This window comes from Psychrobacillus lasiicapitis (assembly GCF_006861795.1).
Taxonomy (GTDB): Bacteria; Bacillota; Bacilli; order Bacillales_A; family Planococcaceae; genus Psychrobacillus; species Psychrobacillus lasiicapitis.
The window spans coordinates 220256-233084 of sequence record NZ_VDGH01000010.1 but is presented as its reverse complement, the minus strand read 5'-3'; the positions used below and the strand labels follow the sequence as shown (position 1 = coordinate 233084).

Genomic DNA, 12829 nt, shown 5'->3' with positions numbered 1-12829 from the left:
ATACTAAGATGTAATTGATCTTTATAATGATGAAATGGAGTACAATAAATGCGCCAAGCAATCGGTTTTATCATCCTATTACTTTGTTTTCCTTTCATATGGATTTTATATTCTTTTATACATACAGAAATACTAGTAGCTAGTTCATATAAAGATAATCTCGCAGAATCTATTCGAATATCGAGTCCATCAATTTCTTCACCTATTGTTCTCCTTGATGAACAGGGGCAAGTTTTTTCAGAGGATTATGTTGAATGGCGAGAACCCCTCCCACTTGAATCTATTCCTCTATTTGCACAAGAGTTATTTATACAAAGTGAGGATGTAGAGTTTTATAACCATATTGGATTTAATTTTAGTGCGATTTTCCGTGCAGTTTTTGCCAATGCCATCGCTAATTCAAAAGAACAAGGTGCAAGTACAATCACGCAACAACTTGTCCGATTACGTTATTTGACTACTGAAAAAACATATGAACGTAAAGTAACCGAATTATTGTATGCCTATGAAATGGAAAAACAATTAACAAAAGAAGAAATACTATCCAATTATTTAAATGAGATTTACTTTGGTAACCAAGTTTATGGAATAGGGGCTGCCGCAACTTATTATTTTAGCCGTCCGTTAAACGAGCTAACAGAAGCCGAGCTCGCCTTTATAAGTGCTATTCCAAATAACCCAATGTTATATGACCCTTTAGTCCATTTCGATGCAACGAAAAAAAGACAAGAGTTACTCATTGATGTATTGGTCAAAAACAACAAGATAGCCGCTGCAGATGGTGATGCTTTAAAAGCAATGCCAATTGTATTGCATATAAAAACGAAAACACAAGTATATCCTGCCTATAGCACTTACGTGATGGAAGAATTAAAGAATCTAATTGCTTCTAAAGAAGGCTTTCTGGAACAAATAGCAACTGCCCAAAGCGAACACCAAAAACATTTTTTCGAAAAAGAGCTTCAATCTCGAGTCAATGAAATCAGTGCAAAAGGAATCACCATATATACTGCACTCGATCCAGCTAAACAATTAAAAGAAGATAACTATATAAATAATCTTCTACGTAAAACGCCCGGTCTACAAGCGGCATCTGCTGTTATTAATAATGAAACGAGGGAAATTATTAGTCTTTACGGAGGAAAAGACTATAAAAAGTACGACTTTCACCGAGCATACCAAGCAGTTCGTCAACCAGGTTCAGCATTTAAACCTTTACTTGTATATGCTCCCTTATTTGAGACGACCTCTTTAACACCTCAAAATGGGATAAATGCAGGAAGGTTCTGCATAGGTACCTACTGTCCTCAAAATTATGGAGGAGCTATTTATGGGAATGTCACGATTAAGGAAGCGTTTCGTTTTAGCTATAACACGCCTGCTGTTCGTTTATTACAAACGACTGGTATCGAAACAGCATTTAATAAACTGGAACCTTTTCAATTCAACCATATAGTAAAAGAGGATTATTCCTACGCAGCCGCTTTAGGTGGGCTGACAAGAGGAGTTACACCTTTAGAAATGGCTGATGCATATACAAGCTTTATAAACGGTATGTATAAACCGGCACATGCAATACGTAAAGTGGTAGATAAAAATGGCGAGATCTTATATGAATGGAACGAGGAAAAACAAGAAGCTTGGTCACCAAAAACCGTACAAACGATGCGTAATTTGTTACAGGACGTAGTCGCAAATGGCACGGGCAAAGGTATTTCTGTGCCATCATCCTATATTGGTGCCAAAACAGGTACGACAAATGATTATGTGGATTATTGGATAGCCGGTTTATCGGACACATATACTTCAGCTGTTTGGATCGGCTATGATTTGCCTAAAAATATGAAATCAATCGAATCGAAAAAAATACACCATTCGATCTTCAATCAAATTATGAGAGACAACAAAAGAAGCTACTAAACAGTAGCTTCTTTTAAATTGATGAAAAAATATTATATTATACAGTTATGAATAGATAAAAAACCTTTTAAAGAGATTCTTATCCAATTATTAGAAAAGATAGGGTATCTCTACTCAACAATGCGAGGTTTGTACATCATTTCTGAATAAGCAACAAGCTCTATTGGACTTCACCGCATGATGTGGCGCTCTTACCTTTGTTTCTCTGTGAGATAGATGACTCATCGCTCATCCGTCGGAAAACGTCCGCCCTACAACCGTAATCCCTCCGCAAACTTACTATAAAAACGGTAAACTTGCAATTACTCCATTGTACAGTTTGATCATCGCATAGATGACTAAAGCTAAAAATAGACTCCACATAATAATCTCGAACATGATTAACCCTATAGTGCCTAATAAACTCATCGAATTACTCAATTTAAATACAACATAAATAAAATAAATAAATGATGTAGCCAGGAAAATGAGAAGCAATACTTGAATCGATTGCAAACCAACTGCGGAAATAATCGCTCCAACAAAAAAGATGACGTAACCCCCACGAGCTTGCGAAATGGTCTTTCCTTCTAAATCCTTTGAAAAAAATAACATTCCTATCTCATGAATCGTTTCCGCAATCAGCTTCAAAGCAGAAAAAAGCATAAAATAGATGAGTACTAAAATGATGAGCAGAAATAACTTTAGCTCTAAATCAGACAAGAACTCCCGCATACCACTATATACACCAATGACTTTAAACAAAGCAATTGCTTTATTCATCGTAAAAACAGAGAAGGTTAAACTAAATAATAAAATCGTAATTAAAGGTAAAAATCCAAACACATATGGGTTTTTCATCACTATCCTCTTATTCTATAAAGTAGTCATATTTATCATAACGAAGGAAGGTTGCATTCTGCAAGTAGATGTCAATTTTTTGACATGCAATTACTATACATTTACGTTATAATTTTAGGGGTATAATCAATTACACCTTGGCGTAATTGCGTCCAGATATTGAATTGCGCTTGCGCAAATAATTCCTTTCAAAATCTGCGACATCACCGGGGGCTTAACTTGTCTCAGCAAAATATTTGCGATGACCTTGCGCGGGTGTAGGGAATTTAGATTCCCTCTGAAATGCATTCCGGTGTTTATCACGTCACTTAAAAAAGTGGCAGACTTCTGCTGAGTCAAGTTAAAATACATATCATTGAAAGGAGGATTTCTTTGTCCTTAGTTTTTGCAATATTTTTACCGATTATTGCCGCATTGCTGATTCCGTTATTGTTTAAAAGGGTTTCTAGTATACATACGGGGTGGTTTGTGCTCATTATTCCATTGCTACTAGTTATTTTCTACGGTACGTATATATCTACCGTTATGGATGGATCAACTTATGTGGACGAGCTACCTTGGATCCCATCCTTGGGAATTTCATTTATATCTTATATAGATGGATTAAGTTTACTTTTCTCATTATTAATAACTGGGATTGGGACACTTGTTGTTCTCTACTCTATCTTTTATTTAGATAAGAATAAAGAAAAATTAGGGAACTTCTACGTGTATTTACTAATGTTTATGAGTGCGATGCTTGGAGTTGTACAATCAGATCATTTGATCAGCTTATACTTCTTCTGGGAATTAACATCTATTTCTTCTTTTCTACTAATTGGTTATTGGTATACGAAAGATCGTTCGCGCTTTGGTGCACTAAAGTCCATGATGATAACGGTCTTTGGTGGGCTCATGATGCTTGGAGGATTTTTGATCCTTGGAATCATTGGAGATACTTTCTCTATTCGAGAACTAATTGGAGAAGCAACAGCAATTGCTGGACATGACCTTTTTGTATGGGCTCTTGTATTAGTATTAATAGGGGCATTTACTAAATCCGCACAGTTTCCTTTTTATATTTGGTTACCTGATGCAATGGAAGCTCCAACACCAGTTAGTGCTTATTTACACTCTGCTACCATGGTTAAGGCAGGATTGTATTTAGTCGCTAGATTTACACCTATCTTTGCCCTATCGGAAGTTTGGGTTTGGCTTGTGACCGGCATTGGTATTCTCACATTGTTCTGGGGTTCATTCTTCGCTGTCAAACAGACAGACTTAAAAGCAATTCTGGCCTTTTCTACGGTCAGTCAACTGGGTTTAATCATGTCTTTACTTGGAATTGGTTCGATTGCTTATCATGTTACAGGTGATTTAGTAACCACTTTTACATTCGCTACGTTTGCTGCCATTTTCCATCTAATGAATCATGCGACGTTTAAAGGGAGCTTGTTCATGATTGCCGGGATTATCGATCATGAAACAGGAACACGCGATATTCGTAAATTAGGTGGACTTATGAGCTTAATGCCTGTTAGCTTTACAATTGCACTAATTGGGAGCTTATCAATGGCTGGGGTGCCACCGTTTAACGGATTTCTAAGTAAGGAAATGTTTTTAGATGCGGTTCTAAATTTACAACATTTTGATCTTTACGCAATGGATTCTTGGTGGATTCTGTTCCCAATTGTAGCTTGGATAGCAAGTGTATTTACATTTGTTTATAGTTTGTACTTTGTATTTTACACATTCCGCGGCAAGTATAAACCTGAACAATTACCAAAAGCCGCTCATGAGGCTCCGATTGGCATGCTTGTGTCTCCCGGAATTTTAGCAACACTAGTTGTTATTATTTTCTTTATTCCAAACTTTTTTGGAAACGCTTTTATCAAACCGGCTGTTGCAGCTATTCAACCATTAGCATATAAAGTCCCTTCGGATGTTGGGTTTTCGATTAAAGCTTGGCATGGTTTCGACTCACCGGCTTTATATATGACGTTGGGGGTATTTTTAGTCGGTTATCTCTTGTATATGACTATTCCCAAATGGAGAGCTATGTATAACGCACTTCCATCAAAAGTCTCATTAAATGGAATGTATGATGGGATAATGCGACTTGGTGATAGTGGTGCACATCGTTTTTCATCCATCTATATGACAGGATCTATTCGTAACTACTTTGTATATATGTTTGCTGCGATTATTGTATTGCTCGGTGGAACGATGTGGATAAAAGATGCATTTGCTATTCGTTTGGACGCCTTAGCACCTATTCGGTTCTTTGAAATCCTTATTTCCATCCTATTGATTATTGGAACGATCACCATTTTATTTACTAAGTCTAGACTTACTGCAGTTATCGCGCTCGGAGCGGTTGGATATACAGTAGCGCTGTTTTATATTATTTTTAAAGCGCCAGATCTGGCATTAACACAATTAGTAATTGAAACAGTATCTGTCGCGTTATTTTTAGGTGCCTTTTATCATTTACCGAAGTTAAATAAACATGAAAAAGGAAAAGAAGACCGTGGATTCCGTTTAGGTAACTTCCTCATTGCACTTGGAGTAGGTGTTATGGTTACATTAATAGCCATTTCTTCTCATTCCCAAAAGCTTATTCCTTCTATCTCCCAGTATTATAAAGATACGGTCTACTCGGAAGCTGGCGGGGGTAACATTGTAAACGTTATTCTAGTCGATTACCGTGGATTTGATACGTTGTTTGAGATTAGCGTTCTAACAATCGCATCACTTGGAATTATTGGCATGATTACGCTAAGACTTGCAAAGAAGAGAGGAGCTAGAAAAATTGAAAACAAATGATTTGATTATTCAAACGACAACAAAATTAGTATTTTTCATCATTTTTCTATTCTCCATCCACATCTTTTTTGCAGGTCATTATACACCTGGTGGCGGATTTGTCGGTGGGTTATTAATGTCAAGTGCAATTGTACTATTGCTACTAGCATTCGATTTAAAAACGGTGAAAGAAATGTTACCCGTCAACTACACAGTTGTAACGGCAATTGGATTATTAATCTCCATTGCTACTGCTGCTGGTTCCATTTTCTTTAATGTTCCGTTTTTTACACATGTGTATGATTATTTTAATATACCCTTACTCGGTAAAACATCTATCCATACCGCTATGTTTTTCGATACAGGTGTTTACTTAGTAGTTGTTGGAGTTACAATGACGATTATACAAATGATAGGAGGAGATGAATAATGGAGATTTTGATGTCCATTTTAATCGGCTTTCTATTTATGGCTGCCGTCTATTTAATACTATCCAGAAGTTTACTTCGGATTATTATTGGAACTGGTTTATTGAGTCATGGTACACATTTACTACTATTAACGATGGGTGGGCTTGGTGGAAAAGCCGCTCCGGTTTTAACAGAAGGGGTAACGGTAAAGGATTATGTAGATCCTCTGCCCCAAGCGCTTATTCTAACTGCAATTGTTATTAGTTTTGGTGTAACCGCCTTTTCTTTAGTGTTAGCTTACCGCACATATAAAGAGCTTGGTACAGACAATATGGATTTAATGAAAGGAACTGAAGACAATGATTAACTTATTATTATTCCCAGTCCTCATCCCTTTCCTATTTGCAACCATATTATTATTTTTCCCGAAAAAAGTGAAAGCACAGCGAGTCATCACGACCCTTGGTTTGCTCACAGCACTCGTTTCTGCATTTGCTTTACTTTGGAAAGTGAAAACGGATGGCGTTCAAAGCCTTACACTAGGTAGTTGGGCACCTCCATTTGGAATTACAATGGTTTCCGATATGATGTCCACGCTACTTGTGACATCCTCTCTACTAATCGCTTTATTTGTTGTATGGTTTAGCTTTACTTCCATTGGAATAAAACGAGAAACGTCGTTTTATTACCCAGCGATTCTATTTATGCTTACTGGCGTGAACGGTGCATTTACAACGGGTGACATTTTCAATATGTTTGTATTTTTTGAAGTATTATTAATGTCTTCCTATGTGCTGATCGTACTAGGCGGAGAAAAAGTGCAGCTAAGAGAATCTATTAAATACATATTAGTAAATGTAGTTTCTTCTTCTTTGTTTGTTATTACAGTTGGTTATTTATACTCTATCGTCGGAACGCTGAATATGGCCGATATCTCAATCAAATTGGCAGCCATTGGACAAGCCGGAATTGTAACCGTGATTGCAGTGTTATTTTTAATCGTATTTGGAATAAAAGGAGCTATATTTCCCCTATTCTTCTGGTTACCAGGATCATATGCTGCCCCGCCAATTCCAGTACTTACACTATTCGGTGCTTTACTGACAAAAGTCGGTGTGTATGCAATTATCCGCACGTACACTTTATTTTTTACAACTGATATTGGTTTCACACATGAGTTATTGATGATCATATCTATCCTTACGATTATCGCAGGATGTATAGGCGCGCTTGCTTACTTTGATGTGAAAAAGATAGTTATCTATAATATTATCATCGCGGTTGGTGTCATTCTTTTTGGAGCTTCGGTTATGAACGAAAGTGGAATGATGGGATCTATATTTTATCTGATCCATGATATCCTGATTAAGGGCGCACTATTTTTACTAATAGGGGTTATTATTCACATTACCGGCACATCCGATTTACGTAAAATGGGTGGACTGATCAAACGTTATCCGGTACTTGGTTGGAGTTATTTAATCGCTGCTTTTGGGCTTGCGGGTATTCCTCCGCTTAGTGGATTTATCGGGAAGTTATTAATTGTACAAGGTGGCTTAGAAGGAGAGCTTCTATGGCAAAGTATTTTCATATTAGCTTCTAGCTTAATCGTTTTACTTTCTGCTATCCGCATTTTCATCTATGCGTTTTGGGGAGAAGAAAAAGGCGTACAGCAAGTTCAGCCAAGAACGTATCGTCATTTATTGGCACCAACTATCACGTTAGTTGTGATTACTGTTTTATATGGAGTTGGATCGGAATATCTAGTTCCGTTTATGACTGATGCCACTACAGTTCTACTAGATCCTTCTGTTTATACGGATGCAGTATTTGGAGGGGGGAAATAATGGCTTTTCAAATATTATTGAATGTCATCATTGCAGTCACATGGATGTTTTTATCCGTGTCATTTAAACCTACTACCTTTATCGTAGGATATTTATTAGGGTTATTCATGTTATTCTTGTTGCGAAAATCATTTAGTTCTAGATTTTATTTGGACCAAGTTTGGGCAGTGATTAAACTGATCATTTTATTTTTCAAAGAGCTTACGTTATCCAATATTTCGGTTTTATTGTTAATAATAAAACCGAAAATGCAGATTCGTCCTGCAATATTTGCCATGCCGACTGTACTTGAAAAAGATTGGGAAATTACGCTTTTATCGAGTCTGATTACACTGACACCAGGAACGATGGTCATTGCTATTTCGGATGATAATAAGACGCTTTATATTCATACGCTTGATTTAGATGATGTGGATGAAGCGATTGATTCGATTCGAGATACGTTTGAGAAAGCCATATTGGAGGTGAGCAGGTCATGACAACCTTTCTATGGGTTATTGTCGTATTAATAAGCATCTCGCTTCTTGGCTTTGTTTACCGTTTAGTAAAGGGGCCTTCTACTCCAGATCGAGTAATTGCACTTGATGCTATTGGGGTTGGTATCATATCACTAATTGGCCTGATATCTATATTATTTGATACAGGATTTTTCTTAGAAGTTATTTTGCTTTTAGCGATTTTATCCTTTATAGGTACTGTTGCTTTTTCTAAATTCACGGAGAAGGGAGAAATCATTCAACGTGACCGTAATAGCTAATATACTTATAGTTGCCGCAATATCTATTGGAACAATCTTCGTATTAGTAACTGCCATCGGTTTAATACGACTTCCAGATGCCTTTTCGAGAGCACATGCTGCCTCTAAAAGCGCAACGCTCGGAGTCATGTGTATTTTACTAGGTGTATTTTTTCACTTTTGGTTAAATGAAGGTAATTTTAATTCTCGCATTTTACTAGGTATCCTATTCCTATTTGTCACAGGTCCGGTTGGTGGGCATATGATGGGACGTGCGGCCTATTTATCTGGTGTAAAATTGTGGGATAAAACGGTCCGAGATGATTTAGCAGAAGCATTAAAGAAAAAAAGAGAACGTAGAAAATAATAAAAAGCTTTTGCAACCGCTTAAAGTTCGCGCGTTGCAAAAGCTTTTTTTATTAAAAACCACCGTAATATGGATAATAAGGGTAATAAGGATATGGTTGGTATGGTGGATAAGGCGGATAATATGGATATCTGTTGTAACCATATCCTCCAAATGAAGAACCTAAAAGACCTCCAACTAAGCCTCCTATAAATGGACCACCAAAACCTCCAAATCCAAAGCCAGGACCTCTAAATCCACCACCAAAGCCACCTCTATTATATCGTACCATGCTGTTCCTCCTTTCCCAACAGTGTATGCGGTTTAGGAGTAATAGGCTGTGCGTTTTCCCTACTCTTCGTCAGCCATTCGTTCGATTAATGTAGCAAGAGTACGAACCATAACACCAGTACCGCCTTTTGGCCCGAAATCATGTGCAGCTTTCGTATCAGAAGTACCAGCAATATCTAAATGAATCCATGGTGTCTCTTCCACAAACTCTCCGACAAATCCACCACCGAAAATCATATGACCGTCGCTACCTGGTGAGTTGTTTAGATCCGCTACATCACTTTTACGGATGCGTTTTTTATCGCTTTCCGTCAAAGGTAATCTCCAAGTAAACTCTCCTGTTTCAAGAGATGCTTCCATGAACGTCTCGAAAAATTCTTCATTATTTGTAAGTGCTCCGGTTTTATCATAACCAAGTGCTGTAATAACACCACCAGTTAATGTAGCAACGTCTACAATGTAATTTGCACCTTGCTGTTTAGCATACGTTACTGCATCAGCAAGCACTAAGCGACCTTCTGCATCCGTGTTTAAAATCTCAATCGTTTTCCCACTCATTGAAGTAATCACATCATCTGGTTTAAATGCATTGCCAGAGATCATATTATCAGTCGATGCAATAACTGCAATTACGTTTTTGTTAGGACGAAGCTCACCAATGATTTGCATCGCACCTAGTACTGCAGCTGCTCCCCCCATATCGCCTTTCATCCCGACAATACCTGTTTTTGTTTTAATGGAGTAACCACCAGTATCAAATGTAATCCCCTTACCAACAAGTGCCACAACATCTTCCCATTTTTCAGTAGCTTGGTATTTTAAAACGATTAATCTTGGTTCTTCTACGGATCCTTGGTTGACAGCGAGTAAAGCACCCATCCCAAGCTCTTCTATTTCTTTTTTACCTAAAATTTCTGTTTCAAAATTATATGTACTGCCTAGTTCTCGTGCATACTCTCCCAATTGTGTAGAAGTCAGGACATTACCTGGAGTATTTACTAAAATTCTAGCTTCATTTACTGCATCCGCATAAACTGTCCCCACTTCAAAGTAAGAAACTATTTCATCACTATCCTCATCGGTTAAAAGCTCAATTGCTGGTAAATAATAATCCGGAACATTGGAAGATGTTTTATATCCTTCATATACAAATGAACCCATTGTAAGGCCTTCCGCAGCTAAATAAGCGATATCTCCGTCCGAAATAGACTCTGTGCTAAATGATGGAATCCAAATTGCTAATGACTCAGGTTTGCTCGCTAATAATTCTTTTCCAACAAGACCAAAAACTTCGCGAATATTTTCTTGAGTTAATTGTTTACGTTCGCCAATTCCTACAAAAAGAATTCTTTTTAAAGTTTCTTTATTCGCTACAGGTACTTTTACAATCTTTTTAAGTTCTGATGAAATGTCTCCACTCTTTACCCATTCTGTAATATGTTCTCCATAACTACTTAGGAACGCTTCCCATTTACTTGTGTTTTCCGCATGTTTTGAAACGGCCACCACTAGTGTTTCAGATTGAATTTCATCGAATAATACTTCATTTGTACTAATAATCATTATTTTTCCCCCTACTTATTCGGATTCATTCTTATTATATAGGAAGAAGATTCATTTTTCGAATTGTATGAATGTGTTATACTGTACTTACTTAAGTTCACTGAAAGGCGGTGTCTACTTTGGCAATCCTCCAAAACACACCATTAATGGCTGCACTTTTTTCTATTTTCTTTGCTCAATTTGTAAAAATTCCTATTCATTTTCTGGTAACAAGAAAATTAGATTGGAAACTATTCACTTCTACTGGTGGAATGCCTAGTTCTCACTCTGCTGCTGTAACCTCGCTTTGTACCGCAATTGCGTATGAAACAGGAATTGATTCGAACCTCTTTGCAGTTGCAACTGTATTTGCTGTTATTGTCATGTTTGACGCGACTGGTGTTCGTTTTCAAGCAGGCAAACAAGCATTAGTCATCAACCAAATGCGCGTAGACTTTCAAAATTTTGTTACCCAAACAAAAGAATGGTCTCATATGAAAAGCGAAGAGAAAATTGAAGAGTTAAAAACCTTACTCGGCCACAAACCGATCGAAGTATTCATGGGTGCTCTAACAGGTATCGCGATTTCTATCATTATTTATACGGTAATAGTATGAGAAAAAGGATGACTCTAAGTGAGTCATCCTTTTAGAACATTTGATATCCATTTTTTCTTAAGTATTTAATAACAAACCCAGCTGCAATCGCCCCTACAAGTCCACTAGACAAGATAATAATATCTGCTGCATGCAGTGACATTAACTTTTCCCCAAGTGCTGAGAAAGCAATTCCTGGCTTTGTGAAATAATCAAAAAAAGCAACTTCATCAATTATAAATATGACAACGATAGGATAAACAATTGCCATAAACCATGTCATTCTAAGTAGCATATTAAGTAAAAAAGCGATTCCAAAAAACATGACAAAAAATATGAGCACCGAAATGATCATTTGCACAAGCATAAAATCTCCCATAATCTATTACCTCCGTAGCATCTTTTACTAGTTTACCTTAACGGAGGAGAGTATTCAATCTACTTGTGTATTTTCACCTATTTGTCATAAAGGAATTACTTTTTCCCTGAACCATTGCAGCAATTACAAGTTTCAGAACCGCCTAAGCGTAATTGAAAATAGCCTTCCCCTTTGCAATACGGACAATTTCTAGTAACTACTTCTTGTTTCACCTTATCCATTCGAACCGCTCCTTTATAGTTATTATAATATTCTGATAATATATCACATATAGATTTATTTGTAAAGTAAAAAAGAGTCCGGCTTCAACAAAAATTCATGGGAATCGCTTGCTTATTCAGTTTTGACTTACTATTAAACAATATCTAAAGAATTTTCCCTTATGGGGACATCCAGGTAATGGCTATGAGCAACCAACCAGTCATGAAAGCAACCATTTCTTAAAATAACTAACCTATTTGAAGAAAGACAGCGCTGCTTAGGAGGTGTCAATGTATCTCCTCATTAACCTTATGCTTTTATATTTTGTTTCATTACCTTAAAAGGGGTACGACTGAGACATATCAAAAAAACTGTCAAGGACGCTAGCACTATTAGCTTCTCTGACAGTTCAAAATCTAGATATAAGCAAAATTACTTAATGAACAATTTATAACTCGTATAACCAAAAACATCCCCCGGGTTTATACCGTCAAGGGTGCTAAACCCATCTTCAAATTTCTTTTCTGCCAATTCCCGGATCATAACGGAAGCATTTTCATCATGCAATAATTTAGATGGATGGATCCATTTCACTTCATATAGCTCCGATAGTTGTGCTTGGAGAATAGGATCTTTTTCGATGGGGTGCAATAGAAAAATAGCCATATTATCGCTGACCTTATTTTCGATAACACCACTTCTAAAACCAATCATATGCTGTACTAAACATTCTACCCCAGTCTCTTCCTTAACCTCTCTTAATGCTGCTTCATCTACCGTTTCGTCATTGTTAACAAAACCAGCTGGTAGCGACCATCTTCCATCAAGTCCGCCATATCTTTTTTTCACTACAAGCCACTCACCCATATAGTTTATCACTAAACCGGCTACCCCTAACCAGACATTTCCTCGATCTTTTCTTGTCATATATCAACAA

At 37.0% G+C, this 12829-nt stretch carries 15 protein-coding genes; 9 read left to right on the top strand and 6 right to left on the bottom strand.

Translation table 11 applies throughout. The annotated features are described in order from the left end of the window. Nucleotides 1–48 precede the first annotated feature (48 nt). A complete protein-coding gene (locus tag FG382_RS17365; protein ID WP_142540146.1) occupies nucleotides 49–1920 on the top strand; it encodes a transglycosylase domain-containing protein in 1872 nt (623 codons plus the stop codon). 279 nt (nucleotides 1921–2199) lie between these two features. Here the strand turns inward: FG382_RS17365 and FG382_RS17360 are convergent, their stop codons facing one another. Beyond that, the gene (locus FG382_RS17360; RefSeq protein ID WP_142540145.1) at nucleotides 2200–2760 is read right to left on the bottom strand and encodes a DUF5366 family protein; all 561 of its coding nucleotides are present in this window, start codon (nucleotides 2758–2760) and stop codon (nucleotides 2200–2202) included. Nucleotides 2761–3132: 372 nt separating this feature from the next. Between FG382_RS17360 and FG382_RS17355 the strand changes: the two genes are divergently transcribed. The 7 genes from FG382_RS17355 to mnhG are packed head-to-tail and all read left to right on the top strand — an operon-like array spanning nucleotide 3133 to nucleotide 8904. Further along, on the top strand, nucleotides 3133–5565 hold the full coding sequence (locus FG382_RS17355; protein WP_142540144.1) for a Na+/H+ antiporter subunit A: 2433 nt from the start codon (nucleotides 3133–3135) through the stop codon (nucleotides 5563–5565). Next, nucleotides 5552–5974 (top strand): Na(+)/H(+) antiporter subunit B, encoded by a 423-nt coding sequence (locus FG382_RS17350; RefSeq protein ID WP_142540143.1) that lies wholly within the window; start codon nucleotides 5552–5554, stop codon nucleotides 5972–5974. Before FG382_RS17355 ends, FG382_RS17350 begins: the two co-directional genes overlap by 14 nt. Further along, nucleotides 5974–6321 carry a Na(+)/H(+) antiporter subunit C gene (locus FG382_RS17345; RefSeq protein WP_142540142.1) on the top strand — a complete coding sequence of 116 codons (348 nt, stop codon included), beginning with the start codon at nucleotides 5974–5976 and terminating at the stop codon, nucleotides 6319–6321. The genes FG382_RS17350 and FG382_RS17345 overlap by 1 nt, the downstream gene beginning before the upstream one ends. Nucleotides 6322–6343: 22 nt before the next feature. Continuing rightward, the gene (locus FG382_RS17340) at nucleotides 6344–7801 is read left to right on the top strand and encodes a Na+/H+ antiporter subunit D (RefSeq protein WP_425328529.1); all 1458 of its coding nucleotides are present in this window, start codon (nucleotides 6344–6346) and stop codon (nucleotides 7799–7801) included. Further along, entirely contained in the window at nucleotides 7801–8280 is a 480-nt protein-coding gene (locus tag FG382_RS17335; protein ID WP_142540140.1) for a Na+/H+ antiporter subunit E, read from the top strand. The genes FG382_RS17340 and FG382_RS17335 overlap by 1 nt, the downstream gene beginning before the upstream one ends. Next, complete coding sequence (locus FG382_RS17330; RefSeq protein WP_142540139.1) at nucleotides 8277–8558, top strand: Na(+)/H(+) antiporter subunit F1; 282 nt, start codon at nucleotides 8277–8279, stop codon at nucleotides 8556–8558. Before FG382_RS17335 ends, FG382_RS17330 begins: the two co-directional genes overlap by 4 nt. Then, nucleotides 8542–8904, top strand: a complete 363-nt coding sequence (gene mnhG / locus FG382_RS17325; protein ID WP_142540138.1) for a monovalent cation/H(+) antiporter subunit G — start codon at nucleotides 8542–8544, stop codon at nucleotides 8902–8904. The genes FG382_RS17330 and mnhG overlap by 17 nt, the downstream gene beginning before the upstream one ends. Nucleotides 8905–8956: 52 nt before the next feature. Here mnhG and FG382_RS17320 read toward each other — a convergent pair whose 3' ends face one another. Beyond that, complete coding sequence (locus tag FG382_RS17320) at nucleotides 8957–9175, bottom strand: hypothetical protein (RefSeq protein WP_142540137.1); 219 nt, start codon at nucleotides 9173–9175, stop codon at nucleotides 8957–8959. A 59-nt stretch (nucleotides 9176–9234) separates the two neighbouring features. Further along, nucleotides 9235–10737, bottom strand: coding sequence for a leucyl aminopeptidase (locus tag FG382_RS17315; protein ID WP_142540136.1), 1503 nt, complete (start codon nucleotides 10735–10737; stop codon nucleotides 9235–9237). 119 nt (nucleotides 10738–10856) lie between these two features. On the opposite strand from FG382_RS17315, the gene FG382_RS17310 reads away from it, so the two are divergent. After that, nucleotides 10857–11333 (top strand): divergent PAP2 family protein, encoded by a 477-nt coding sequence (locus tag FG382_RS17310; protein ID WP_188713352.1) that lies wholly within the window; start codon nucleotides 10857–10859, stop codon nucleotides 11331–11333. A gap of 31 nt (nucleotides 11334–11364) precedes the next feature. Here FG382_RS17310 and FG382_RS17305 read toward each other — a convergent pair whose 3' ends face one another. From FG382_RS17305 to FG382_RS17300, 3 genes are all read right to left on the bottom strand, one after another. Beyond that, on the bottom strand, nucleotides 11365–11691 hold the full coding sequence (locus FG382_RS17305; protein WP_188713353.1) for a YuiB family protein: 327 nt from the start codon (nucleotides 11689–11691) through the stop codon (nucleotides 11365–11367). Nucleotides 11692–11786: 95 nt separating this feature from the next. Continuing rightward, a complete protein-coding gene (locus tag FG382_RS22765) occupies nucleotides 11787–11912 on the bottom strand; it encodes a YuiA family protein (RefSeq protein ID WP_170206570.1) in 126 nt (41 codons plus the stop codon). A gap of 412 nt (nucleotides 11913–12324) precedes the next feature. Next, nucleotides 12325–12819, bottom strand: a complete 495-nt coding sequence (locus FG382_RS17300) for an NUDIX domain-containing protein (RefSeq protein ID WP_142540134.1) — start codon at nucleotides 12817–12819, stop codon at nucleotides 12325–12327. Nucleotides 12820–12829 lie beyond the last annotated feature (10 nt).

Coding starts and splice junctions, on each gene's coding strand:
- FG382_RS17365 (WP_142540146.1), top strand. CDS start 49: ATGCGCCAAGCAATCGGTTTTATCATCCTATTACTTTGTTTTCCTTTC.
- FG382_RS17335 (WP_142540140.1), top strand. CDS start 7,801: ATGGCTTTTCAAATATTATTGAATGTCATCATTGCAGTCACATGGATG.
- FG382_RS17320 (WP_142540137.1), bottom strand. CDS start 9,175: ATGGTACGATATAATAGAGGTGGCTTTGGTGGTGGATTTAGAGGTCCT.
- FG382_RS17330 (WP_142540139.1), top strand. CDS start 8,277: ATGACAACCTTTCTATGGGTTATTGTCGTATTAATAAGCATCTCGCTT.
- FG382_RS17315 (WP_142540136.1), bottom strand. CDS start 10,737: ATGATTATTAGTACAAATGAAGTATTATTCGATGAAATTCAATCTGAA.
- FG382_RS22765 (WP_170206570.1), bottom strand. CDS start 11,912: ATGGATAAGGTGAAACAAGAAGTAGTTACTAGAAATTGTCCGTATTGC.
- FG382_RS17360 (WP_142540145.1), bottom strand. CDS start 2,760: ATGAAAAACCCATATGTGTTTGGATTTTTACCTTTAATTACGATTTTA.
- FG382_RS17305 (WP_188713353.1), bottom strand. CDS start 11,691: ATGGGAGATTTTATGCTTGTGCAAATGATCATTTCGGTGCTCATATTT.
- FG382_RS17345 (WP_142540142.1), top strand. CDS start 5,974: ATGGAGATTTTGATGTCCATTTTAATCGGCTTTCTATTTATGGCTGCC.
- FG382_RS17300 (WP_142540134.1), bottom strand. CDS start 12,819: ATGACAAGAAAAGATCGAGGAAATGTCTGGTTAGGGGTAGCCGGTTTA.